This is a genomic window from Asaia krungthepensis NRIC 0535 (genome assembly GCF_025995175.1).
Lineage (GTDB): Bacteria > Pseudomonadota > Alphaproteobacteria > Acetobacterales > Acetobacteraceae > Asaia > Asaia krungthepensis.
Window position 1 is genome coordinate 184386 of sequence record NZ_BAPV01000003.1, and the last position, 25128, is coordinate 209513.

Annotated in this window: 24 protein-coding genes; 8 read left to right on the plus strand and 16 right to left on the minus strand. The window is 60.5% G+C overall.

What is annotated here, in order from left to right; genetic code table 11:
* Window positions 1–139: 139 nt before the first annotated feature.
* The 3 genes from AA0535_RS02100 to mtnK are packed head-to-tail and all read left to right on the plus strand — an operon-like array spanning window position 140 to window position 3035.
* A complete protein-coding gene (locus AA0535_RS02100; protein ID WP_264814251.1) occupies window positions 140–1117 on the plus strand; it encodes an aldo/keto reductase in 978 nt (325 codons plus the stop codon).
* Entirely contained in the window at window positions 1117–1821 is a 705-nt protein-coding gene (locus AA0535_RS02105; RefSeq protein WP_264814252.1) for a hypothetical protein, read from the plus strand. The genes AA0535_RS02100 and AA0535_RS02105 overlap by 1 nt, the downstream gene beginning before the upstream one ends.
* Window positions 1818–3035, plus strand: a complete 1218-nt coding sequence (gene mtnK, locus AA0535_RS02110; protein WP_264814253.1) for an S-methyl-5-thioribose kinase — start codon at window positions 1818–1820, stop codon at window positions 3033–3035. The genes AA0535_RS02105 and mtnK overlap by 4 nt, the downstream gene beginning before the upstream one ends.
* Window positions 3036–3119: 84 nt before the next feature.
* On the opposite strand, the gene AA0535_RS02115 is transcribed toward mtnK, so the two are convergent.
* Window positions 3120–3614 carry a flavin reductase gene (locus AA0535_RS02115; RefSeq protein ID WP_264814254.1) on the minus strand — a complete coding sequence of 165 codons (495 nt, stop codon included), beginning with the start codon at window positions 3612–3614 and terminating at the stop codon, window positions 3120–3122.
* Between the two features lie 199 nt (window positions 3615–3813).
* Here AA0535_RS02115 and AA0535_RS02120 point away from each other — a divergent pair, with 199 nt between their 5' ends.
* Genes AA0535_RS02120 through AA0535_RS02130 form a run of 3 tightly spaced genes read left to right on the plus strand, consistent with a single transcriptional unit; the run spans window position 3814 to window position 6186 of the window.
* Complete coding sequence (locus tag AA0535_RS02120; RefSeq protein WP_264814255.1) at window positions 3814–4131, plus strand: DUF2849 domain-containing protein; 318 nt, start codon at window positions 3814–3816, stop codon at window positions 4129–4131.
* The gene (locus AA0535_RS02125) at window positions 4128–5798 is read left to right on the plus strand and encodes a nitrite/sulfite reductase (RefSeq protein WP_264814256.1); all 1671 of its coding nucleotides are present in this window, start codon (window positions 4128–4130) and stop codon (window positions 5796–5798) included. The genes AA0535_RS02120 and AA0535_RS02125 overlap by 4 nt, the downstream gene beginning before the upstream one ends.
* Complete coding sequence (locus AA0535_RS02130; protein ID WP_264814257.1) at window positions 5785–6186, plus strand: DUF934 domain-containing protein; 402 nt, start codon at window positions 5785–5787, stop codon at window positions 6184–6186. The genes AA0535_RS02125 and AA0535_RS02130 overlap by 14 nt, the downstream gene beginning before the upstream one ends.
* A 146-nt stretch (window positions 6187–6332) precedes the next feature.
* Here the strand turns inward: AA0535_RS02130 and AA0535_RS02135 are convergent, their stop codons facing one another.
* The 4 genes from AA0535_RS02135 to AA0535_RS02150 all read right to left on the minus strand — a co-directional run bounded on the left by AA0535_RS02135 (window position 6333) and on the right by AA0535_RS02150 (window position 11583).
* On the minus strand, window positions 6333–7952 hold the full coding sequence (locus AA0535_RS02135) for an alginate export family protein (protein WP_264814258.1): 1620 nt from the start codon (window positions 7950–7952) through the stop codon (window positions 6333–6335).
* Window positions 7882–9225, minus strand: coding sequence for a C4-dicarboxylate transporter DctA (gene dctA / locus AA0535_RS02140; protein ID WP_264814259.1), 1344 nt, complete (start codon window positions 9223–9225; stop codon window positions 7882–7884). The genes AA0535_RS02135 and dctA overlap by 71 nt, the downstream gene beginning before the upstream one ends.
* A 438-nt stretch (window positions 9226–9663) precedes the next feature.
* On the minus strand, window positions 9664–10638 hold the full coding sequence (gene glk / locus AA0535_RS02145) for a glucokinase (protein ID WP_264814331.1): 975 nt from the start codon (window positions 10636–10638) through the stop codon (window positions 9664–9666).
* 138 nt (window positions 10639–10776) lie between these two features.
* A complete protein-coding gene (locus tag AA0535_RS02150; protein WP_264814260.1) occupies window positions 10777–11583 on the minus strand; it encodes an SDR family NAD(P)-dependent oxidoreductase in 807 nt (268 codons plus the stop codon).
* 80 nt (window positions 11584–11663) lie between these two features.
* Here AA0535_RS02150 and AA0535_RS02155 point away from each other — a divergent pair, with 80 nt between their 5' ends.
* Window positions 11664–12953, plus strand: a complete 1290-nt coding sequence (locus AA0535_RS02155) for a GNAT family N-acetyltransferase (protein WP_306310208.1) — start codon at window positions 11664–11666, stop codon at window positions 12951–12953.
* Window positions 12954–13044: 91 nt separating this feature from the next.
* On the opposite strand, the gene thiL is transcribed toward AA0535_RS02155, so the two are convergent.
* From thiL to nrdR, 3 genes are read right to left on the minus strand one after another with little or no spacing between them, the layout of a single operon-like run.
* Window positions 13045–13989, minus strand: a complete 945-nt coding sequence (thiL, locus tag AA0535_RS02160) for a thiamine-phosphate kinase (RefSeq protein WP_264814261.1) — start codon at window positions 13987–13989, stop codon at window positions 13045–13047.
* Between the two features lies 1 nt (window position 13990).
* The gene (gene nusB / locus AA0535_RS02165) at window positions 13991–14488 is read right to left on the minus strand and encodes a transcription antitermination factor NusB (RefSeq protein WP_264814262.1); all 498 of its coding nucleotides are present in this window, start codon (window positions 14486–14488) and stop codon (window positions 13991–13993) included.
* Between the two features lie 2 nt (window positions 14489–14490).
* Window positions 14491–14997: a transcriptional regulator NrdR gene (gene nrdR, locus AA0535_RS02170; RefSeq protein ID WP_264814263.1), complete on the minus strand. Its 507-nt coding sequence runs from the start codon at window positions 14995–14997 to the stop codon at window positions 14491–14493.
* Window positions 14998–15069: 72 nt separating this feature from the next.
* Here nrdR and AA0535_RS02175 point away from each other — a divergent pair, with 72 nt between their 5' ends.
* Window positions 15070–15552: a copper chaperone PCu(A)C gene (locus AA0535_RS02175; RefSeq protein ID WP_264814264.1), complete on the plus strand. Its 483-nt coding sequence runs from the start codon at window positions 15070–15072 to the stop codon at window positions 15550–15552.
* 14 nt (window positions 15553–15566) lie between these two features.
* Here AA0535_RS02175 and recQ read toward each other — a convergent pair whose 3' ends face one another.
* From recQ to lpdA, 8 genes are all read right to left on the minus strand, one after another.
* Window positions 15567–17408, minus strand: coding sequence for a DNA helicase RecQ (gene recQ, locus AA0535_RS02180; RefSeq protein ID WP_264814265.1), 1842 nt, complete (start codon window positions 17406–17408; stop codon window positions 15567–15569).
* 24 nt (window positions 17409–17432) lie between these two features.
* Complete coding sequence (locus AA0535_RS02185; RefSeq protein WP_264814267.1) at window positions 17433–17831, minus strand: OmpA family protein; 399 nt, start codon at window positions 17829–17831, stop codon at window positions 17433–17435.
* 148 nt (window positions 17832–17979) lie between these two features.
* Complete coding sequence (gene cydC, locus AA0535_RS02190) at window positions 17980–19674, minus strand: thiol reductant ABC exporter subunit CydC (protein ID WP_373319251.1); 1695 nt, start codon at window positions 19672–19674, stop codon at window positions 17980–17982.
* Complete coding sequence (gene cydD, locus AA0535_RS02195) at window positions 19671–21407, minus strand: thiol reductant ABC exporter subunit CydD (RefSeq protein ID WP_264814269.1); 1737 nt, start codon at window positions 21405–21407, stop codon at window positions 19671–19673. The genes cydC and cydD overlap by 4 nt, the downstream gene beginning before the upstream one ends.
* Before the next feature lie 416 nt (window positions 21408–21823).
* The gene (locus AA0535_RS02200) at window positions 21824–22138 is read right to left on the minus strand and encodes a hypothetical protein (protein ID WP_264814270.1); all 315 of its coding nucleotides are present in this window, start codon (window positions 22136–22138) and stop codon (window positions 21824–21826) included.
* A gap of 130 nt (window positions 22139–22268) precedes the next feature.
* Window positions 22269–22730 (minus strand): type II toxin-antitoxin system RatA family toxin, encoded by a 462-nt coding sequence (locus AA0535_RS02205; protein ID WP_264814271.1) that lies wholly within the window; start codon window positions 22728–22730, stop codon window positions 22269–22271.
* Window positions 22730–23713: a lipoyl synthase gene (lipA, locus tag AA0535_RS02210; RefSeq protein WP_373319256.1), complete on the minus strand. Its 984-nt coding sequence runs from the start codon at window positions 23711–23713 to the stop codon at window positions 22730–22732. The genes AA0535_RS02205 and lipA overlap by 1 nt, the downstream gene beginning before the upstream one ends.
* A gap of 8 nt (window positions 23714–23721) precedes the next feature.
* Window positions 23722–25125 (minus strand): dihydrolipoyl dehydrogenase, encoded by a 1404-nt coding sequence (lpdA, locus tag AA0535_RS02215; RefSeq protein WP_264814274.1) that lies wholly within the window; start codon window positions 25123–25125, stop codon window positions 23722–23724.
* Window positions 25126–25128: the final 3 nt, after the last annotated feature.

The window sequence follows — 25128 nt, forward strand, 5'->3', positions numbered from 1 at the left end:
CCGGGGGAATTGCCGCGCCCCTCCGGGTGACAAGGATACCGTGAGGAGGCAAGATGCAGGGTCTTCGTCGGACATTCAGTGTCCAGCGCGAGATCTTTAAGTACGCCAGGTCGTTCGTTCGGGATAGCAGGATTACCTTATGCGTTATCGCTCGCTTGGTACGTCAGGACTGATCGTTTCCTCGCTCGGGCTGGGGTGCAACAACCTCGGCGGCCGGATCGACAACGATACCTCCGCCAGACTCGTGTCTGCGTGCCTCGATCGCGGCGTGACCCTGTTCGATGTCGCAGATGTGTATGGGAGACGTGATTCCCATGCGGGCGCATCAGAGGAAGCACTGGGTCTGGCGCTTGCCGGACGCCGCAATGAAGCGATCATCGCCACCAAGTTTGGCATGAACATGCAAGCGGATGCAGATGAGCGCGGAATCTCTTCAGGCGCATCGCGCACCTATATCCTGCGCGCCGTCGAGGCCAGTCTGAGGCGTCTCAAAACTGACTGGATCGACCTGTATCAACTGCATTGTCCCGACCCTCGAACGCCGCTCGATGAAACGCTACAAACCCTCGATCAGCTCATCAGGGCAGGCAAGATACGCTATGCGGGAGTGTCCAATCTGCCCCCATGGCAGGTTGCCGATGCCTGCCATATCGCGCGGCGGGACAATCTGGCGGGCATCATCTCCTGTCAGGACGAACTTTCCCTGCTTGCTTGCGGTGCGCGATCCGAACTTGTACCGGCCATGCGGCATTTCGGGTTGGGGCTCCTGCCCTATTTCCCGCTCGCCTCCGGCATGTTGACCGGAAAATACAGGCAAGATGCACCCCCACCCGAGGGATCCCGGCTCTCCGCCTGGACCTATCTGCAGGCGCGTTACCGTGACCCGGCTGTCTGGGCACGGGTCGAGGCTCTCCAGACGGTCGCCGACAGGAATGATCTGACCCTGACCGGTCTCGCCTTCGGCTGGCTGCTAGGACAGGATATCGTGGGCAGTGTGATTGCTGGCGCGACATCGATCGATCAGCTCGACGCCAATGTGAGTGCCTGCGCATCGCCGCTCCCTGACTGCGTCATCAGCGAGATTGAGGCTGTCCTGTCCGGGACGAGGGATTTCTGATGACGGATACCCAAACCTCCTGGCATGTGACTCCCCTCTCTCCCGCGCTGGAGATCGTATGTCATGACGCACCTTTTCTGAATGACGATACTGTCGAAGCGGGAATTGACGAGGTATGGCACGACGCCCTTGCTGTTCATCCCAGGCTTTATAATGGCCGGGTCTTTTGCCTCTCCGAGCTTACCCCCTCACGCCTGAGCGGATTCTGGTGCGAATATCGCTGGGTCCTTGCGCAGATGCGCTCCCCTGCTCTGGCCTCCCATCTGAAGCTGCGCTCTCTGGCCGTGACGGGGTTACTGATCTGTCCTGACGGGGTCGTACTGGGTCGTCGGAATCCAAACTCGCTCTATCTGCCCGGATACTGGCAAGGGGTTCCCGCCGGAAGCGTCGAGGCGCGCGGGGAGCAGGAGCCCGTCGATCTTGGAGCGCAGCTTCTTGCGGAGCTGGACGAAGAGATCGGCTTTTCGGATGACGTCTCCCTCACCCCGCCGCTTCTCGCATGTGAACACACAGAAACCCATATCGTCGATATCGGCTTTGGCATCCATACGACGCGCCGTTTCGACTTGATTGAATCGGCATGGCGCAAGCGGGCCAATGATGAATATGACCGGCTGGAATGTCATCCCCTCGACGCGCTGCACACGCTCGAAACGACGGTCCTGCCCACGACACGGGCTATGATGGAGAGGCTTGTTCCATGAGTGCCTATCGTCCTCTCACCGCCGCCTCGCTCATCGACTACCTGGCCAGCCATATCCCTCTGAAGGAGCGTCTTGGCGGAAATGCAGCTGACTGGACGGCGCGCGAGGTGAGTGACGGAAACCTGAACACGGTTTTCATTGTGTCGGGGCCGGCAGGGAGTTTGTGCTGCAAGCAATCCCTGCCTTACGTTCGCGTCGATCCCACCTGGGCGATGCCTCTGGAACGGACACTTTTCGAGGCGCGCTGGATGCAGAGCGTCAGCGCCGCTGTCGGTCATCAGATCCCTGCTCTCTATCATCTCGATGAGGGGCTGTTCCTGATCGTGATGGAGAATCTGGATACGCATCACGTGCTGCGTGGCGCGCTCATACAAGGGACAGCACCGGCCGGGTTCGGCGCACGTATCGGCGAATTTGTGGGACATGCTGCCTGGGCGACCTCCTGGCGCGCGCTGCCATTCGAGGACGTGCATGCTTTGCGCGACATTTTCTCGCGCAATCTCGCCCTGACGCGCATCACGGTCGATCTGGTCCTGACCGATCCTTATCGCCGCGATTGCCAACGCAATCGCTGGATAAGTCCCGAGATGGACGACCCGGTGGCGGAACTGCAGGACGACATCGCGCTCCATGCGGCTGTAGAGCGTCTGCAGGAACGTTTCCTGTCAGTCGACCAGGCCTTGTTGCATGGAGACCTCCATACCGGCTCGGTCATGATTTCGGGAGACGATGTCCGAGTGATCGACGGCGAATTTGCGGTGTTCGGCCCTATAGGGTTCGATCTGGGCATGTTCATCGCAAACCTCGTCATGAACGCTTATGCCCAGCCGGATCACGATGAATGGATGAGAGACGAAATCGCCCTTCTGTGGTCGAGCTTCCAGCATGCCTATCAGGAGCGAGAAGAGAACACCGACACCCGAGGCGATGTCGGTTCACTGAGGGCAAAGAAGGCCGAAGGGCGCGCTGGCTCCTCTCCCTGGGCTGCCGAGCGCTCCCGCTTCATGCATCAGGTGATGCATGATCTTGCAGGATTTGCGGGGCTCGAGATGATACGGCGCACAATAGGTTTCGCCCAGATTGCCGATTATGACGCTGCAGGAGACCGTCCCAGTCAGATCGAAGCCCGTCGACGCGCCCTGGCCACCGGACGTCGGCTGATTCTCAAGGCCGGGCGGATCGATACGGTTGCCTCTCTGCTCGACCATGTCTGAGCCGACGACAGCAGAGGCCCAGGCGGAAAATGGCCGGTTAGTTCGTTCTGAAACGGCGAACCTCACGCAACGCTGACTGCCTTCTCAGGCCCGGCGATAGGCCCGGTCGAACCAGACGAGACCCGACGCTCCTTCACGGGCAAATTCCGCGCAAAGCGGTTCAACGAAAAATACGCTATGCGTCCCGATTTCCTGCGTGAGACTGATACGGCACTCCAGTGTGACCAGCGCTCCCTCGAGCACCGGCAAGCCGAGTTCCCCGCGACGCCAGTTCCCTGACGCAAAACGCGTCTCCATGGCATATTTCGAACTCCCGAACAGGGTCGAGAGCGCTTCCTGCTCATGCGCCAGAATATTGATGGCCAGAAGACCGTGTTTGACCAGATGCGCATGGGTCGAGGCCGAGCGGTTCACACACACAAGCAGTGTCGCCGGGTCGTCCGAGACGCTGCACACGGCCGAAGCAGTGAAACCATGGCGGCCATTCTCCCCATCTGTCGTGATGATGGTGACAGCGCTCGCAAGGCGGGCCATCGCATCGCGGAAAATTTCTTTCGATAATGGGGCGCGATCCGGCATCGTTCTAGCTCCTGGTCAGTTTGTTCGGTCCCGTATGCAGCAATGCAGGCGGGTCGCAAGGGGCAGCGCGGCAATTTCAGCCGCCTCCGGGCGGAATGGTGCCTTGCTCCTGGCGGTGATCTCTGAGATATAATTACACGATCATCGTGGATAGTTTATAATTCACGCTAAAAGCGGTTCAATCAAGTCGGGAAGAGCCATGAAAAGGGCGATACGCATAGCCGCCGGTGAGGCACTGGTGTTGACGGCCAACAGATTGCTGGACGGTCATATCGTGTGGCGAGATGCCGAAGGCGCGTGGAATCGTTCGATTGCTCACGCAGCCATCCTCGCTCCGGACACTTACGAATCGGCGCTCGACTCCGCCACACAATCGGCACAGGCCGATGGCGTTGTCGGTGTCTACGAAGTCGTTGTCCGACCGGGCACGATCGCCGAGCCAGTAAGCGTGCGAGAGCGAATCCGGGCATTCGGCCCTACGGTACATCCCCAGTTCGCAACGGAGTTGGACGCATGAACGCGCCTGTCGGTCTCTATCAGTATCAGACGGCGGATCGTGAGTTTCTGGCCTCGCGTATCGCCGAATTCGAAGGTCAGGTAGCGCGCCGTCTGAGCGGCGACCTCACCGAAGACGAATTCAAGCCGCTCCGCCTGATGAACGGCCTCTATCTGCAACTCCATGCATACATGCTCCGCGTGGCGATCCCCTATGGCGTGCTCGACTCCCGGCAGATGCGCAAGCTTGCTCATATCGCCCGGCGTTACGACCGCGATTACGGGCATTTCACGACGCGCCAGAATATCCAGTTCAACTGGATCAAGCTGGAAGAAACGCCGGAAATCCTGCGGCAACTTGCCGATGTCGACATGCACGCGATCCAGACAAGCGGCAACTGCATACGCAACGTGACCTGCGACCAGTTTGCAGGTGCCGCTGCCGACGAATTGATGGATCCCCGCGTTCACGCCGAGATCCTGCGTCAATGGTCAACTTTGCATCCTGAATTTACCTTCCTGCCGCGCAAGTTCAAGATCGCAATCTCGGGTAGCCCTCAGGACCGTGTGGCGGCGCGCTTCCACGATATCGGTATTCTGGCTCGCCCCGGAGAGAACGGGCCCCTGTTCCGCATTTTTGTGGGTGGCGGACTTGGCCGTACCCCTCTCGTCGGTCATGAACTCTTCGACTCTGTGCCCGAGGCAGATCTTCTCATGACGCTCGAGGCCGTTCTGCGTGTCTATAACGCCTATGGGCGGCGCGATAACATCTACAAGGCGCGTATCAAAATACTCGTACAGGCACTTGGAATAGAGGGTTACCGCGAGGCCGTCCGTCACGAGCTTTCGCGCATGGATCCGTCACATTATCGCCTTGCCCCCGAAGTGGTCGCCGCCATCAGGGCGCGTTTTGCCGCACCCGATCTAACAGCCTCCCCGGATGCCGACGCCGTGCTTCGACGCGATCGTCAGGCCAACCCGGCATTCGATCGCTGGGTTCGAAGCAATACCCTGCCGCATTTCGCTCCCGGGCGCATTGCGGTGACCGTCTCGATCAAGCCCGCAGGCGGCATACCGGGGGATGCAACCTCCGACCAGCTGGACCGGCTGGCAGATCTGGCTGATCAGTTTTCGTTTGGCGAATTGCGCATCACCCATCTTCAGAATGTTGTCCTGGCCCATGTGGCGCAGGACCGTCTGTATGCCCTGTGGCAGGTGCTGAACGAGATTGGCCTCGGTGACGCGAATAACGAACTGATCGGGGATATCGTGGCCTGCCCCGGACTGGACTACTGCGCCCTGGCCAATGCCCGGTCGATCCCTATCGCGCAGAAGCTCAGCGCCCGCTTTGCCGACAATGCGCTCCAGGAAGAGATCGGGAAGCTGCGCATCAATATCTCCGGCTGTATCAATGCCTGCGGACATCACCATGTCGGTCATATTGGCCTGCTTGGGGTCGACAAGCGCGGTGAGGAATTCTTCCAGATCACGCTTGGCGGTCGGGACGACGATAAGTCGCGCACAGGTGACATTTTGGGTGCCGCTCTCCCCGAAGACGACATGGTGGATGCTATCGCGAGGATCGTTGATCGCTATCTGAGTGTGCGCGAGAGAGGCGAGCAGTTCCTCGACACGCTCTCACGCCTTGGCGATGCCCCCTTCAAGGAAGCGGCTTATGAAACAGTTTAACCTCGGGCCGGTACGTCACCCGGCCCCCGCAACACTCGATATCGTTTCTGTGGGGGAGATGACCGACGCGACGCGCGCCATTCGTCTGAGCCCGGATTTCGACGTCGAGACGCTTGGAAGCGCCCTGGACCATCTCGATCTGATCATCGTGACGTTCCCGATCTTCCGCGACGGCAGAGGTTTCACGCAGGCTCGGGCTTTGCGGGAGTATTTCGGTTTCGCAGGCGAGATACGCGCGGAGGGTCATCTGATCCCCGATCAGGCTCAGTTTCTCTGGACATGTGGCGTCGATGCCGTACAGCTTGAAGACGACACCGACACGACGCCCTGGCTGCGCGCCCTCACCCTGTTCCCTGTCACGTATCAGGCGCGTCTCGGACTGCGGTAATCTGCTGCGATCGTGGCGAGCCAGGGGCGTATGACGGGATCATCGCGAGATCCGGCCGGAGGTTGCGATCGAGGCGACGACCAGGCCGAGCAGGGGGCGGATTTTCATGAGACCGCGCTCTCCCGTCTTGTCGTGTTGCCAGGCCGTCAGAAGCGGTAGTTCGCCCAGCCAGCAAAAAAATCGGAGCTCGTATAGCTGGCGCGCGTCAGCGCGGGCCCTGCCTGCAAATGCTCATAACGGCCGGTGAGGCTCAGACGAGGAGTCAGGGTCCATACGGCCTGGGCACGCGTGGACTGGGCCACGCGCCTCGCCCGCGTATTCTGTGTCCCTGCAAAAGCGCTTCCATTGGCGCGGTATACGGCATCGCTCAGTGAGGCACGCCAGGCAAATTGATGCTCAAAGGTCAGTCGAAAACTCTCGAGGGGCGACACGGTCACGTTAGGCGCCAGGGCGATCAGATTGGTGGGCGTGAGGAAGAGTTGATAGCTGTAATAGATATTATTCCCGAAAGGGGCGAGCGCGTTGCGCAAGGTCTTTTTGTCGTACGCCCCGCCGCCACTTGCATAATCGACATGAAAGCCGATCTTGGGTGCAGTCGGCTTAACCCCGAGGCGCCAGGTCTGCGCCATGAAAACCTGCCACGCCTCGATGCGACGCCCCTCATAATGCCCGCCCTGATAATTGCCGACCCAGTCGAGGGTCAGCCGGTCGACATCGCCCCATAGTCGAAGCCCGTAATAGAGCCGTTCCTCCCGACCTGCGAGACCGCCCCAGACAGCCCTCCTATTGCGCAGCCGCCAGATGAAAGGGTCGAGATAGAGTCTGGATTTGCCCAGAAAGTCGCGGGGGATGACCAGACCCGCAGTTCCCCCCGAAAAACGGATACCGCGATCGAGCACGTCGTCTCTCACCCCGCCCTGCCCCAACCGGGTATAGCGGAAGTCGAAGAAATCTCCCCTGATCCGTTTGCCACGTATCCAGAAGCGTGTGCCGTTCAGGGCGAAGCGAAGCGTGTTATTGTCGCGCTGCGAGGTCAGTAGGTTGGCCCCATCGGTGAACTCCTGTCGTCCATAACGAGCACCCAGATGCACTGTCGCCAACGGCACAGTCGCCTCGGCAAAATATTGCTGCAGGAATAGCCTGTTACGCATACTGGCCGCGGGTTTTCCGATATTAGGTCCTGAAACACCCCCATGGGCGAGCTCACCGAAAGCCCTGAAATAGCGGGTGACGTGGAGATCGGCGCCGCCGACAAGACGCATGATATCCTGACGCTGCAAAGGTCCCTTTTTCAGATTTGGGTTGCTTGTCTGGTTCAGACGCAGACGCATCTCACCTGACAACGTCAGATAGACATTCTGAGCGCGCGTCAGGGGGATGAATTTGAGCCGATCCAGAAAGTCGCGGCGGTTTTTGGGATCGCGCATCTTGCGCCAGTCCTCGGCCCAGCGGGATAGATTATAACCCGAGGTGGTCAGGCCATCGCCAGCGGCGGGAGCAGGGTAGGTCGTGACGGCTGGTTCTGCGGGCGCTCGTGTCGCGAAAGGGTCGGGCGCCGGGTTGTTGCCCTGGCTGACACTCTGCGCCTCGGCGCGACCCGAAGTTGCGGTCAGACAGAAGGCAACAACCAGCCAGATACGCCCGGCGAGGAGCGGAATATTGTGGAAATGCAGCATGGCACGCGCTCTGCCATTATCAGCCTGAAAGCCAGGAAGACGCCCGACGGCCCGGTTTTGCTCCCAGAGCCTCCGCCAGCTTCGCATCATCCACAACGCCTTCCCAGCGCGCGACAACGATGGTCGCCACGGCGTTGCCGATGAAATTGGTCAGGCTGCGACACTCACTCATGAACCTGTCGACACCCAGGATCAGGCCGATACCCGCAACGGGAATAGTCGGCAGGATGGTGAGGGTTGCAGCCAATGTGATGAACCCGGCCCCGGTGACACCTGCCGCTCCTTTTGAGGAAAGCATCGCCATCCCGAGCAAGAGGACCTGCTGTCCGAGGCTGAGATGAATGTCGTAAGCCTGCGCGATAAAGAGTGCGGCGAGGGTCATGTAGATATTCGTCCCATCGAGATTGAACGAATATCCCATCGGTACAACGAGGCCCACAATGCTCTTGGGGCATCCGGCCCGCTCCATTTTTGCCATGAGGCTTGGGAGGGCACTTTCCGACGAGGACGTGCCCAGCACGAGCAGCAGTTCCGCCCGCAGATAGTTCAAAAGACGCAGGATCGAGAAGCCGGCAAGATGCGATACAACACCCAGCACGACCACCACGAAAAGGATGGCTGTCAGATAAAAGGTGAGAACCAGATTCAGCAGATCCGTCAGGCTGTCGGCGCCATACTTTCCGACAGTGTAGGCGATGGCGCCGAACGCACCGATCGGGGCAGCCTTCATGAGTATACCCACAATGCGGAATGCGACCGCTGAGATCTCCTCGAGCACGTCATAGATCCGCGCGCCACGCTCGCCCATCAGGGCGAGCCCGATCCCTGTCAGGATGGCAACGAACAGGGCCTGCAGGATATTGCCCGTCGTGAGGGCCGAGACAAATGTATCAGGGATGATATCGAGGACGAACTCGACGACGCTGCTTTCATGCGCCTTGCCGATATAGCGTGCCAGATTGGAATCCTGGGTGACGGCCGCATGGGCTGTCGCGTGGATTCCTACGCCCGGGCGGATGAGATTTGCCGTGAGCAGACCGACAATCAGCGCCAGCGTGGAGAAAAACAGGAAGTAGCCGAATGTCTTGGCCGCCACCCGTGCCACAGCGCGCAGGTCGCGCAGTCCGGCGATACCCGTGACGATCGTCAGGAAAATGACGGGGGGGATGATCATCTTGACGAGGCGGATGAACCCGTCGCCCAAGGGCTGGAGAGCCTGCCCGGTCTGCGGAACGAAATGCCCGATCAGAGATCCGGTCACGATGGCAACGAGAACCTGAACGTAAGTGTGATGCCAGAGCTTGCGTCGCGGCGCGGGCCGGGAGGATCCGCTGGCCGTCCGAACTGTCAGATCTGGCTTCATGTTCTATCCTGTTCACGGCAGCGCCGTATCGGCGTTACTAAAATTACACGAATGTAATTATGCGAGAACTAGTGTATTCGCCTCGAGGCGCAATGCACGATTAGTTGAGGACAGCGAACCTGACTCTTCGTTCAAATTGAGACGCAGTGACCCCAACAGTCTCAATACGTGTCTCAAAGCATCCCAAGGCCGTGATACTGTCTTTTATATCGATATCAGATGACTGAGACCACGTTTGGCCGGTCAGCCCGTTTGACGGACCACCTCCTGATTGGTGCCGACAAGGTCTCTGTATGCGGCTGCGAACAGGTCATCATCGTGACGCAGCTATCAGACCGTGCATGACGCAGGAGTATTGCTCTAGACCTGATCAAGGTCAGGGCTCGATCAGAATCGGGCCTCCCGAGGGCCTGAGCCCCCGGGATAAGATCTTTAACTTCAGAGTTCCGGATGATCCGACGCGAAGGCTGCAGCCGCGCCGAACAGACCGGGCTGCGGGTGGGTAATGATCTTGACGGGCATATCGCCCATCATGCTCTCGAACCGTCCCTTGGCCACGAAACGCTCCGCAAAACCTGAGTGCGGCAAGCGGTCTGCGACGCGAAGGCCGAGACCACCCGCAATCACGACGCCCTGCGCTCGATGCGCGAGAGCCAGATCGCCCGCCACGGCACCGAGCGAGAGGAAGAAGCGCTCGAGCGCTGCAGACGCCATGGAATCGCGGCCTTCCATGGCCATTTCCCACAACGCCTTGTTATCGCGCATGGTGATCGGCAGGCCCTGCATTTCGGCGATGATCTCATAAAGATTGGTCAGACCGGGACCTGAGACGATGCGCTCGGCTGAGACGCGGCGGAAGCGCCGACGCAGAGCACGCAGGATCTTGTCCTCGAACTCATCGAGTGGCGCAAAGTCGATATGGCCACCCTCCGTCTCGATGACAAAATACTGCCCTTTGCGTCGCAGCAGACAAGCCGCACCCAGCCCGGTTCCCGGCCCGACGATCGTGGTCGTGCCTTCCGTCGGCAGGGGGCGATCCGGTCCGCAGAGATGTTCGAGATAGCGCTCATCGATCTGTGCGACCGCGTGACCGACCGCGCCAAAATCATTCACCAGCGTGAAATCCTGCAAATGCAGACGCTCTGCAAGCATGGCCGGTTGGATGACCCAGGGATTATTGGTCATCTTCAGTGTCTCGCCCTGGATCGGACAGGCAATCGCCATACCCGCGTAACGCGGCAATTCGCGATCAAGCGTGCGTCCGAACGCTTCCCAGGCCAGAGCAAGGCTTGCATGGTCCGCCGTCCGGAGCGTGGTTGCCTCGCCAAGATCGACAACGCGACCCTGATCGACCTTGGCGATCGCGAAACGCGCGTTCGTGCCCCCAATATCGATAGTGACAATATCCTGCATCACGAACTCCAGTTCCGGGGACGTTAGAAAGTCGGGGGTCAGTCAGAGCGGGCCTGTCCTGAGCCGACTGCGCCGTAAATCGTGAGGAAGCAGTCGCAGGCTATTTCTGTGTCGTCAACACCTCGCACCGCAAAACCTCTATTGGCCCCTCTGCTTGACCTCAGCCAAACGCAGAAGACGATGGGCGATACCACGCGGAACGAGCGCCGAGAGAAACTTTAGCACTAGAAACACCCTGGGAAACACGAGAACGGCCCGATTGACGGCGACTGCACCGGCAATACGCGACGCCGCATCCTCTGCCGATATGAGGAAGGGACGCGCGCCATCCAGGCGACGGCTCATGGCGGTGTCGATATATCCAGGCTCGACGAGGGTGACGCCAACCCCAAGAGGCGCCATCGCGGCGTGGAGACAGGTCGAAAACCGGGAAAGCCCCGCTTTGGAACTACTATAGGCCGACGCAAAAGGCAGATCGTGATGCGCTGCGACGGAGCCGATAAACGCGATACGTCCATATCGGCGCGGGGCCATCCTCGCCGCGGCAGCGGTCGCAAGCGTCACGGGCGCCGCGTAATTAACCAGTGCGGCCTCCCTCACAGCATCCACCGTCTCTGTCAGAGCACCCTCAGGCCGTATATCCGAGACACCAGCATTCAGGATCAGAAGGTCCACGGGGCGGGCATCGTCACACGCTTCCAGAAGGGAGACGCCATTATCGATATCGGTCAGGGCAAGAGAATGGATCTCGACGGTGCTTCCCCGTGCACGGCACTGATCGGCCACGGCCTGCAAACGCGATTCGTTTCGACCCCATAATGTGAGTTGTACCGCGGGCTGCGCATAGTGACAGGCAAGGGCTTTTCCCAATCCTCCCGAGGCTCCGGTAATGAGGACGTGTCTGGGTGCAAAGTTCAGCTTTGCAAATCGCTCCGGACGTGACATTCAACGCGCTTTCATCAATGACACGGATGCACGGTCATACCATGGGGTAGGACCGCTCATGCCGTGATAGAGAGTGAACCTTGCCGGACGCAGAAGATCTCCGCCAGTTTGTCGCTGAACAGCAGGTTGCTGAGCGTATCCCCGGGGACAACGGCGTCGTGCTCGACAAGATGATCGACACGAAATCATGGCAAGAGCTTCCTCCCACCGATGCCGACCTGATTGTCCGACCTGTCCTCACTCGTAAAGAGCTGAAAGCATTTATCCGGCTGCCGCGGGTGCTTTACAAGGGAATGCCGGGCTACGTGGCGCCTCTGGATATGGAGCAGAACGACCTGCTCGATCCCAAGCGCAACGGCATCTATCGTCATGCATCGGTACGATGCTTCATCGCATGGCGCGGCAATGAGCCGGTCGGGCGTATTTCGGCCGTGGTCGACGCGAAGGCACTCGAAGCCTGGGACGAAAAGATCGGCTGGTTCGGCGCCCTTGATGCCCTCCCCGAGCATGAAATCGTCCGGGCTTTGCTCGACACGGCAGAGGCGTGGCTGCGCGATCAGGGCATGGCTCGCATGCGGGGGCCGGTCACGCTAGGCTATCATGGTGAATCCGGCCTCATGATCGACGGGCATATGGAAGATCCGATGATCGGCACCCCCTGGCATCCTCCTGCCCTGGGGCCGATCCTGGAGGCTCTGGGCCTGGAGCCGACACGCGATCTCCTGACTTTCAAGCTCGACCTGACCGACGATCTCGATGACCGTCATATTGTTCCCGGCGCCATGAAGCCCGGAGAGGGCAAGCTCGGCGATGTGACCGTATCGCATCTCTCCAAAAAAGAGATCACCGCGCAAGGAGAGGTCCTGCGTTCGCTGTATAACGATGCCTGGGCCGGGACCTATAATTTCGTGCCCCTGCAATCCTACGAGATGGAGGGACTGATCGAGCAGCTCAAGCTGGTGCTTCGTCCCGAGCATTACGTGCAGATCGATCACGCAGGCGAGCCCGCCGCCATGGCACTGGTCGTGCCGAATATCTTCGATATCGCACGCGGCATCGATGGAGCGCCCTCTCCGCTCGGCTGGGTGAAGCTCGGCGCGCGTCTGGTGGGGCATCGTTTCGAGTCAGCCCGCGTGATTCTGCTTGGGGTCTCACACAAGGTCCGTGGCACCGTGCTGGGTGCGCTGATGCCGTCTCTGGCCATTGACGAACTCATCCGTCGTCGCGCCACACTTCCCTATAAATCAGTGGAACTGGGCTGGATCCTGGATACGAACACGCCGATGCTGAATCTCGTCAAAAGGCTCGTGCCGGAACCGAACAAGGTCCATCGCCTTTACGAAAAAGCCATCCCGAGCCGACACAACTGAACCTGCGGCGTCGGTCGGTTTCGGCTGTCAGTGCTGGAAATTGCTCGGTCCTGTCTTAAGGGAATACACCGCCGCCATAGGACATATTAGGTCAGAAATGCTGCCAGCCAGTTCGTGACAGGCGCATCTCCTGCCCCTTAGCATCAAGCACAACGACGCCCTGACCGGCTGTCACCCGCCCTATGCGGGTCACCGCAATTCCCGCCTCGCGCGACGCACTCATGATGGCGGTGCTATGCTCCTCCGGGGCCGTGAAGAGCAGTTCGTAGTCGTCCCCCCCTGTCAGACAGGTTTCAAACCACGCCTCCCCCGTCTTGGCCGCCTGCGGGGAAAGAGGAATGCTTGCCGCATCGATCTCGAGGCGTACAGCGCTCTGCCGGGCCAGATGTCCGGCGTCCTGCACCAGACCATCGGAGATGTCCATTCCGGCATGCGCCAATCCAGCCAAAGGAAACGCGGTACGTGGGCGCGGCAGACGATAGCGATCCGCCAGATAGCCATCCTCATCCGGCAATTCGCCTAGCAAAGCCTGCAGACCGAGAGCGGCGTCCCCGACCGTGCCGGTTACCCATAGGGTATCGCCCAACTGCGCCCCTGAACGGCGCACGGCGCGGCCACGTTCGACCTCCCCTAATATGGTGAGGCTCAAAACGAGGGGGCCTCTGGTGCTGGTCGTATCGCCACCAAGCAGGACAACATCGTAGAGCTTCTGATCGAGGGCGAGCCCTGTGCTGAAGCTCGCAAACCACTGATCGTCGAAAGCAGCCGGGCGACTGATATTCAGCAGGTAGCCTCGCGGTCGCGCGCCCATTGCCGCGCAGTCGGACAGGCTGACACGCAGGAGCTTGCGGCTGATCGTCTCGGCAGGATCATCCGGCAGGAAATGCACCGCCTCGACCAGTGTGTCGGTCGAGAGAACGAGCTCTCGATCCGGGGCCAGACCGATCAGAGCGGCGTCATCGCCAAGCCCAAGAGCGCCCTCGCCAGCGAGAGGCGCAAAGAAACGATCGATAAAGTCGAACTCGCCGCCGCTCATCTCAGGAAGCGTCAGACCCGTTCTTCTCGGCTTCGGTTTTACGCGTCAGTGCATCGAGCACGCCGTTGACGAGACGCGCTTCATCGCCGGAGAAAAATCCATGGGCCACGTCGAGATATTCGTTGATCACAACACGGGCGGGGACATCCTGACCCAGTTCCCATGCACCCGCGCGCAGGAGAGCACGCAGCACGGGGTCGAGGCGGCTGAGAGGCCAGCTTTCGGGAAGGGCATCGGCCAGAGCCGTATCGATACGGTCCTGCGCCAGTGTGGCGCCCTTGACGATCAGACCGAACAGCTTGAAATCCGCATCGGGCACATAGCCATCGTCGAAGCCGTTTTCGGCACTGCCAGCCAGACGATGACGCTGGAACTGGCTGATGACCGTCTCGGCGTTTTCGCCGCCCTGCTCGCACTGGAACAATGCCTGCACGGCGGCCACACGCGCCACAGTACGCGAGCGCTTCGGCGGATTCTTTGTCTGTGTCTCGTCGGTCATTCTTATACTTCCTTGTCTTTCTCGCGCTCTACCATCGGCGAAAGGCTGTCCCCTTCCTCACCGGGACGCATATCCGTCAGGAGCTTCGAGAAAGCCTCTACCTCGCGGAAATCGCGATATACACTTGCAAAGCGCACATAAGCGACACCGTCGATGCTGTGCAATGCGTCCATGGCCAATTCCCCGATCCGGGCGGAAGAAATTTCGGTTTCACCGGACGCTTCCAACTGGCGGACAAGCCCGTTGACGATACGCTCCTGACGGTCTTCCTCCACCGGACGCTTGCGCAGGGCGATACGAATGGAACGGGCCAGCTTGTCGCGATCAAAAGGCACGCGTCGCCCGTCCATCTTGGTGACAGTCAATTCGCGCAACTGGACCCGCTCGATCGTCGTAAAGCGCTGGGCACAACCTGCGCAGACACGCCGACGACGAATTGCCGCGCCGTCATCTGTCGAACGACTATCCTTGACCTGCGTATCTTCATGGCCACAGAACGGGCAGTTCATGAGAGTTTCCCCCTGATGGGCAGCGTATGGCACGGCCCGGCCGGCGAGCCGGGGGCAGAAAGGAGCGTATCAGTGACAAGAGTGCAAGCATTTCCCGCACTGCTCATGACAGTTTGCCTGGCAGGACTTGCGCTGGGCATGCCTCAGGCCATGGCCCAGACAGATGATGATAATGTTCCCGGACAAAAAAACGCCAATCGCGATATCACGATTGGCGGCTGGATGCGTCGTGCGCCGCATTATCCCGGCCTGGCGGCCGCCTATTTCACCATCGTGAACAAGGGCCATGAGCCGCATCTGATCACGGGCGTGACGTCACCGGATTGTGCTGCTGTGGAGGCGTTTCACAGTGAGCAGGAGGTGACGAGTCATACAGCGTCGCTTTTCTCGCACTTCACCATACCTGCCGAGATGACGATGGTCTTTCCTGTAGGCGGCTATCACCTGATCTGCCGGAATTTCCCCGACACGGTCAAAACGGGCGACGCTGTACCCCTCACCTTCAAATTCCTGGGTGGCACGTCCACCACGGTCAATTTCACTCTCAAGGACTGACGAAACGCGGCTGGTCAGGTCTCCTCGAGCACGGCGATCACAGCATCGCCGTAGCGTTTCAGCTTGGATGACCCCACCCCCTTGATGACAGAAAGCTCCTCGACGCTCTCCGGGTTCTCCCGGGCAATCTCGCTCAGAACGGCATCGTGGAAGATGACATAGGGCGGTATCTCCTGCTCACGCGCCTCGTCGCGGCGCCAGCGACGTAGGGCTTCGAAACGCTTTCGTTCCTCGTCATCGAGAGAGTCGATGACCGTAGAGGCTGGCAGGGAGCGCCCTGCGCTCGCTGCCGCTTTGAGCGGGTCGACCCTCAACCTGAGTTTTTCCTCACCGCGCAGGATCGGCCTGGCGGCGTCGACATCGAGACCGAGCGTTCCATGGTCACCGCTCATGCGAATAGCGCCCCGTGCAATAAGCTGACGGATAACGCCCCTCCACCACTGCTCGGAGTGCTCCCTGCCAACCCCGAACACGGTCAGATGCTGGTGAGCGTGGCGCTCGATCGCTTCGGTCAGCTTACCCCGGAGCACTGTGGTCAGATGGACTGCGCCGAAACGCTGACCCGTCCGATAGATGGCCGACAGCACTTTTTGCGCGGCCTCCGTGCCGTCGAATGTCTCGGCCGGACTGCGACAATTATCGCAATGCCCGCAAGGTGTATCGAGCGCTTCTCCGAAACAGGCGAGCAATGCCTGGGTACGGCACCCCACGGTCTCGGTCAGGGCGATCATGCTCTCCAGCCGTGCCTGCATCACACGCTTTTCGGTATCGGGCGCGCTGGATTGTTCGAGCCAGTATCTGGCCCTGGCCATGTCCTCCCCACCATACAGGAGGAGCGTGTCGGCGGGTTCGCCATCGCGACCGGCACGACCGATCTGTTGATAATAGGCCTCCGGTGAGGCTGGCATATCGAGATGCACCACACAGCGCACATCTGGACGGTCGATCCCCATGCCAAAAGCAACCGTTGCCACGATGACCATGGGCTCGCCGCTGCGAAAGCGCATGAGGGTTGCATGTTTTTCCTGCGAGGACAGTCCTGCATGGAACGGCAGGGCATTGAAGCCGCGCTCCCTCAGGCTTTTCGCCATACGCTCCGTACGGTTGCGGCTGCCACAATAGACGATGCTGGCGTCTTCCTTATGACGCTCCAGCGCGTCCTGCACCTGTCTCGTTTCAGATCCCTTCGGCGAGGCCGCCAGAAAAAGATTGGGGCGATGGAAGCTCGAAGTGAGCCGCCGCGCCTCGGGCATGCCGAGCGCCTGAAGGATATCGTCCTGCGTCCGTGAATCCGCTGTTGCGGTCAGGGCAATGCGCGGTACGCCGGGAAAGATACTCGGCAGATCCGCCAGCGCGCGATATTCAGGGCGGAATTCGTGCCCCCAGGCCGAAACGCAGTGGGCCTCGTCTATCGCCAGCACCGAAACCGGGTTGCGCGCGAGCCAGCGTGCCGTGCCCGGCGAGACCAGACGCTCAGGCGATATGTAGAGAATGTCGAGCCGCCCGTCGCGCAGATCGCCTCTAACCTGCTCCAGGCGGTCCGGGTCGAGCTCGGAGTGCAGCGCTGCGGCATTGACGCCGAGCTGACGGAGGGCCGCCACCTGATCATCCATCAACGCGATCAGGGGAGAGATGACGAGCCCCATCCCGGGACGGCACAGAGCGGGCACCTGATAACAGAGACTCTTGCCGCCGCCGGTCGGCATAATGACGAGGACATCGTCTCCCGCCATCACCGCATCGATAACGTCCTGCTGCTGGCCACGGAAAGACGCGAACCCGAAAACACGGTTCAGAACCGCGTCGGGTGTCGCGCCATGGCCAAGGCTGGCGTCAAGTGTATCGACAGGGGTCAAAGAGCGGGTGATGTCCGGTCTGGATCAGGGGGTCGAAGGGTCGATCTCGATGGTCACAACGCGAGACGCTACGCGCGCATCCTCGTTGTTCTTGGGCGGACGGGCGATCTGGGTGATCTGCGCCCCGTCGATACCGGCCTTTGTAAGGGCCGCCGCCACCACCTTGGCGCGCTCGACGGACAGCATTTCATCGGTGGACAGATCGCCACGGGCACCTGCATGACCGATCACCTCAACCACCTTGGCGTGGCTCGCGCGGGCGTCAGACGCCGCCTTGTCGATGATGCTCTGCGCCGTCGGTGAGATGGAGGTGGAGGCGGGTTCGAAAAAGACGGGATAACGGTCGCGATCACCCGTGCCGGTGCAGGCCGTCAGCCCGGCGAAAGCACATACCGACAACATCACTGGCAGACGACGCATCATTATTTCCTTTTCGAATCGCCGTGACAGCCACGGTTCCGTGGTTCTGTCACTGCCGTGTGACAGTCTTTCCGTCAAGCAGACTGCCGACGCGATGCCCGAGACAACCATGAGCACCGGTTGCCCCTCGAAAGCCTCACAAGCGACTTGTTCAGACCGGGAGCGGAACCGCCCTTCCCTCTTCCAGACGCCAGATCCGATCCAACTTCTCCACGCCGGTCAGACGATGAGCGATCAAGATGACCGTGCGTCCCCGCATGGAGCGCCCGAGCGTACCGAGGAAGGCGCGCTCAGTGGCCGAATCAAGACCCGTTGCAGGCTCATCCAGCACCATGATGGGTGCGTCCTGAAGCAGTGTACGCGCCAGAGCGATACGTCGTCCCTGTCCTCCGGAGAGCAGCGCGCCCCCTTCCCCGACCCAGCTGTCCAGACCTTCCGGTAGGGCCTGAACGGTTTCTGCCATCTCCGCTTTCTCAAGCGCATCCCATAAAAGGGCGTCCGCCACGTCGTCACGCCCGAGCAGCAGGTTGTTGCGGATGGTATCTGCAAAGAGATGCGTGGACTGCGAGAGCCAACCGATCTTGCCTCGCAAGGATGCCGTGTCGAGTGTCGCAATATCATGACCACCGAACAGGATCTCGCCTTTTTCGGGACGGGCAACCTTGAGTATCAGGGCGGCGAGGCTGGATTTCCCCGCGCCCGAGGGACCGATAAGCGCCACGTGTTCTCCGGCCCTTATGGTGAGGCTGAGCTCTTCGAGAACCGGTGATCGCTTTGGGTCCCAGCGATAGGTGACATCGTGAAGCACGAGATCTCCGGCCTCGGGAGCGGCACATCCCGGCTCGAGCGCCGATTGGTCTTCCTCGGCAATCGCTACAACACGTTCTGCTGCCTGACCGACACGCCCGGCGAGCACGCTTGTGCGTGACAAGGTGCCGACTGATTCGAAGATCGTCCCGGTGAGGAAGATCAGTGCCACACCAGAGACAAGACTGACCGTCACGCCTGGGAATCCGACAAGGCCGAGGAGAATCATGACCAGAGCCGCCTGCCCAAGCAGATAGGACAAGGCTCCGGCTTGCGCCATAGCCTGGGCCTGGACGAGTTGCGCCTCATGCAGCCGCGCCTCCTCGCCGGTGATACGCTCAGCAAGAAGGGTCTCTCCCGAAAAGGCACGAGCTTCGCGAAGGCCGGTCGCAAGATCGAGAGCCGCCACGCGCAGCGACGACTCAGCGTGGAGAATGGATTGGCTGCGGCGCGCGCTTCTCTTGGCTGCAAGAAGCGGGATCACACACCCCGCCACGATGAAAAGTATTCCCAGAGCAAGGCCCAGGGATGCCGATTCCTGTAACGCAACATAGACAAGGACAGGCAAAGCAATGAGGAAGCCCAGCGCCGGCACGGCGATACGAAGATAAAGATTATCGAGCAGTTCGATATCGCCAACCAGACGGTTCAGAAGATCGCCCGCACGCCTGAACCCCAGTCCGGCGGCAGCCCCCTGCGCCAGATGACGGAAGAACCACACGCGCAGAGCAGCGAGCGCCCTGAACATCGCATCGTGAGCGAATAACCGTTCAGCGTAGCGTAGGGCGATGCGTCCACCGCCGAACAGACGCATCAATCCGAAAGCAATACCCGCGCCCAATGCCAGCGATGTGACACTCAACCCTGCGTTCCACATCAGGGCAAATCCGCTCAGTGCCGCGAGAGCAGAGAGCAGCAGACCAAAGCCGAGGCGCCCATAGTAAGGCCGCCAGACCTCAAGAATGCGGGCCAAAGCATGAAAAGCCCCCGTCCTGCCCGGACGTGCAGATCGCGAAGGGATGTTCCCTATCCTGCTCATGTCCGAGCCTCCCCATCGCCATCTGATCCAAGGGATAGCGACATCGTCGCGAGAGCCTTCATGGTCTTCGAGTGGGAGCTCAGGATCACTGTCCTCCCCTGCGAGAGCGAACGCAGGGAGGCGATGATCTCGTGCTCCGTCTGTGGGTCAAGATGGGCGGTAGGCTCATCGAGCAGCAGAAGTGGCGCGTCCTTAAGATAGGCGCGCGCAATCGCGATACGTTGGGCCTGACCACCCGAAAGGCCGAACCCGCCCTCTCCTATCGCCGTCTCAAGCCCATCGGGGAGCAGAGGCAGGAAACTGTCGATCGCAGCCGCTTCGATAGCGCGCTGCAGTTCGTCCTCGGTCGCATCCGGGCGGGCGAAGATCAGATTGTCGCGCAATGTCCCGGCGAAGAGCACCGGCTTTTGCCCGATCCAGGCGAGATGACGCGCGATATCGCGTCCCCTCATCGTAGCGATATCCTGATCATTGAACAGGATGCGGCCCGAGACGGGCTGAATGAACCCGAGCAACAACTCGATCAGGGTGGATTTTCCTGCCCCTGAGGGACCGTCGAGCAGGAGAATGTCATCCGGAGCCACCGCGAAATCGATTCCGTCCAGAATGAGCGGACCATGATCCTTCCAGCGATAGGAGAGATTTTCTGCCCGGACGTTCACGACGAGTACGGGCGTCTCGCGCTCTTGCGCGATCTCGCCCTCGGGAGCGGCGAGACCGCTATTGAGCCCTTCCATAGCCTCGGCGGCGCCCGCCGCATGGGCGCGGTCCTGATAGGCAAGAGCAAGCCCCCGGAAAGGCGCAAAGAACTCCGGCACGAGAAACAGTGCGAAAACTGTTCCGGTCAGATGGGGCGAAGGGTGAATGCTCGGGGCCGCCAATCCGTTGAGATGAACGAAATGTCCCTGCGTCAGAACAATCAAGATGATGGCCGCAACCATGGCGATATCGATTGCCGCGGAGGAGAGAAATGCGACGCGCAGGATCTTCATCGTCCTGCGGCGCAGATCGTCGGCGGAGCGTGAGAGAGCCTCAGCCTCGCGGTCCGTCGCATTAGCCAGCACAATGGTGGCTACGCCACGGATGCGGTCAAGGAACCTCGCCTGCAGGCGGACCATAGCCAGAAACTGGTTTCTGGATGCCAGCGCTGCCCCGATGCCGAACACGGCCTGAGACACAGGAACAAGGGCCCCGCATATTGCAAGGATCAGCGCCGCCCTGGGATCGACCACGAACACGGCAATCAGCACAAGAGCGGGGAAAACCATCCAGGTCATTGAGGCAGGAAGCCAACGGGCAAAATAGCCATCGAGTACCTCGATTCGGTCTACGAGTAGCGAAGCGATCTCAGCGGAGTGCTGACGCCGGAGGAGAGCTGGACCGATATCGATGACAGAATCGAGGACCGATCGACGCAGGCGCGCCCGCGCCACGATACCGGCCCGAGCTGCAAAAAGCTCCTGAACACAGATGGATAAAGCGCGCAGCACGGACAAAGCTGCGAAGGCAGCGATCAGCCCGATCGCGGTATGGGTCGTCGCTTGTGGCGCCAGATCAGGGAAGATGCGTGCCACCAGCACGTTGCCGATGATGGCTGCCAGACACCAGGCCTGGCCGATGCCAATAAGGGTACCAAGAGCTCCTGAAATCACGACAGGGAGGGCTGCGCGCTTGGCCGGCCCCGCTTGCTGCCGGACCCAGGCCCGAACCAGTTTCTTGTCTACGCCGCTCATGACGCTGGGATATAGGCAATGCTGGGGCGAAACGGTAGTGATCGGACAGCCAGATTGCAGAACATTAAGCCGTTTTTCGTGACGAGGAGTGAAGGTGCAGGTGTCGTGCGCTTCACGACGTGCAGCGGGTCAGCCTATGATCGCGCTGCCAACCGCGTCCTCCCCGAAGCTGAGACGTCAAAGTGATGTCGTGGGATGGACGCTTATCTAGGTTCGGCCGTGCGGGTCCGAAACGTAGAGGGATGCCGAGCATCGGTGCACCCGAACAATCCAGTGTTCGGCGAGGCCTAATGCACCGCCGCGCGAAACAAAACCCCGCCGTCGAGCGGCGGGGTTTATCTTGCGGCTCGATCTCAATGATCGAGCCCAGCTGTATGACCTCGGTTCGAGCGCTCCGCGATCATGCAGGTTGAGTGTTATTGACCCGACGATGCTGGCATCGAAGAGGCAGGCATCTTCATCGAGTTATCCATCGGCATCGGAGCCGGTGCCGGAGCGGTCGCGCTGGCCGTCGGGGCAGAGGCCGGTGCGGTTGCGGGAACCGGGGTCTGGGCCTGCTGCAGGCTGCGGGCATTCAGATCTTCGGTGGAAGCCGAGCCCTTGTCTGCTTTCTGATGGTGCATCGCTGTCTTGCTCGAATGCGCCTTATGCGGCGTGTGCTTTGCGAAAGCAGGGGTGGCAATGGCAAAGGTAGCGGCCATCAGCGTGGCACCCATAGCAGAGAACTTCATGTGACTTCCTTTCAGAATTCGCGGATCCCGGGGCGCGAGACGTGGTTTGCACCATGCTCATACCCGTCGATAAGCACGAAACGTAACGAAGCCGTTGCAGTTTCTTGTGGAATCGAAAACGACCGCGTGATCAGTCGCGAATGACGGCGCCGGGCTGCGAAGACACGCCATAAGTATCGCGCGCCCTTTTGATGAACGCCGACACCATCAGACGCACACCCTCATTGAACACAACACCAATGGCGTTTTGCAGCAGACGCGAGCGGAACTCGAAATCGACAAAAAAATCTACCAGGCATCCGCGAGGATCGGGGGTGAACGTCCAGACATTGTTCAGATAACGGAACGGCCCCTTCTCGTAACGCACCCTTATGCGGTGGGGTCGTTCCAGCGACACGCGGCTAGTGAAAGTCTCGCGGAACGGACCGAATCCCACGGTGAGATCGGCCACCAGCTCCTGCTCGGTGCGCGATTTGATGACGGCTTTGACGCACCAGGGAAGAAACTGCGGATAGGCACCCACATCGGCCACGAGATCGAAAAGCTGTTCAGGACTGTAAGCGATCAACCGTTGCTCGGCATGGGTGGGCATTATTGTCTCTCCGGCAGAAGCGCGTCCTGCTTCAGCCTGTTCTGTCGCGCCTCTCGCAGCGCTGCGAAATCTGAATCGGCATGGTAGGACGAGCGCGTCAGCGGGCTCGAACTGACCTGAAGGAAGCCCTTGGCACGCGCCATGCGGGCGAACTCCTCAAACTCATCAGGCGGCACGAACTTGGCGACGGCCGCATGTTTGGGCGTGGGCTGCAGGTACTGCCCCATCGTGATGAAATCGACATCGGCAATACGGAAATCATCCATCACCTGCGCCACTTCCATTTTCTCCTCACCCAAGCCCAGCATCAGGCCGGATTTGGTGAAGATGGACGCATCGAGCGCCTTCACATCGTCCAGCAGGCGCACGGACTGGAAATAGCGCGCGCCCGGCCGGATAGACGGATAGAGCCGGGGGACGGTTTCGATGTTATGGTTGAAAACATCCGGGCGCGCCTTCACGACCACCTCGAGTGCCCCCGGCTTACGCAGGAAATCCGGCGTCAGGATCTCGATGGTGGTTTCCGGCGAGGCCTCGCGCACCCGTGCAATCGTCTGCGCGAAGTGGAGCGCACCGCCATCGGCCAGATCGTCGCGATCGACCGAGGTGATGACCACATGACGCAACCCGAGCTTGGCCACGGCTTCGGCCACGCGCTGCGGTTCGTCCGTATCCAGTACCTTGGGCATACCCGTCGTGACATTGCAGAACGAGCAGGCCCGGGTACAGATCTCCCCCATGATCATCATGGTGGCATGACGCTGCGACCAGCATTCACCGATATTCGGACAGGCCGCTTCCTCACAGACCGTCACCAGTCTGTTGTCGCGCATCAGCTTGCGCGTCTCCTGATAGACCGGGCTGTTCGGCGCCCTCACCCGTATCCAGTCTGGCTTGCGCTGGATCGGGTTATCGGGCCGATTGGCCTTCTCAGGATGGCGAAGCGAGCCTGGCTTCCGGTGATCGATGGTGATGCGCTGCATGGTCATGACTAGAAGTGGAGTGCCCCACCCCAAGCTGCAAGAACCGATTCATGCATCGTTTCCGAGATGGTCGGATGCGGGAAAACGGTTTCCTTGAGTTCGGCCTCGGTCAATTCGGAGGTGCGCGCGATGACGTAACCCTGGATCATCTCGGTGACCTCGGCCCCGATCATGTGCGCCCCCAAAAGCTCACCGGTTTCGGCGTCGAAAATGGTCTTGGTCAGACCGTCCGGCTCTCCCATGGCCAGCGCCTTGCCGTTGGCCAGGAACGGAAAACGTCCGATCTTGAGCTTGCGTCCCGTCGCCTTGGCTTTCTCCTCGGTCAGTCCCACGGACGCGACCTGAGGGCGGCTATAGGTGCACCCCGGGATGTTGAGCGGATGGAGCGGCTCGGGATCGTGCCCGGCAATCTTCTCGACGCAGATCACACCCTCATGGCTCGCCTTGTGCGCCAGCCAAGGCGCGCCGGCCACGTCGCCAATGGCCCAGAGGCCGGGCTCGCCGGTGCGGCAGAACTCATCGACAATGATGTGGGTCTTGTCGATCTTGACCTTGGTCTGCTCAAGACCGAGATCCTCGACATTCCCCACGATCCCGACAGCCAGAATCACCTTGTCCACCACCAGATCGGTCGTGCCCGAGGCTGTGGTGATCCGGGTGGATACCGTTCCGTCCTTCTTCTCAAGCGGGCCGACCTTGGCGCCGGTCAGCACCTTGATGCCCTGCTTCTCGAAGGCCTTCTGAGCCATGGCGCTGATCTCGGCGTCCTCGGCGATCATGATACGGTCCGCCACCTCCGCGATGGTCACTTCCGCGCCCATGTTGCGATAGAAGGAGGCGAACTCGACGCCAATCGCGCCGGACCCGATCACCAGGAGGCGCTTCGGCAGTTCCTTGGGCACCATCGCCTCGCGATAGGTCCAGACCAGTTCGCCATCGGGTTCGAGCCCAGGGAAGTGGCGGGCTCGGGCCCCTGTTGCCAGAATCACATCCGGCGCTGCGATACGGCCGGTCTCACTGCCATCCTTGGTGATGGCGACGACATGCGCCTTGCCATCGCGCCCGGCGAGCTTCGCACGGCCGTCATAGACCCTGACCTTCGCCTTTTTCAGCAGGCCGGCCACGCCACGGGAAAGCTGGCGCGAGACAGAGCGTGAGCGGGCCACCACCTTCTCGATATCGAAGCTCACCTTCTCCGCGCTGAAACCGAACTCGGCAAGATTGTGGAGCTGATGGTTCAGTTCGGAGGCACGCAGCAACGCCTTTGTCGGGATGCAACCCCAGTTGAGGCAGATACCGCCCAGATGGGTGCTTTCCACCACCGCGACATTCTTGCCAAGCTGGGCGGCGCGCAGGGCAGCGACATACCCGCCCGGACCGCCACCGACGACGATCAGATCGAATTTGTCCATGAC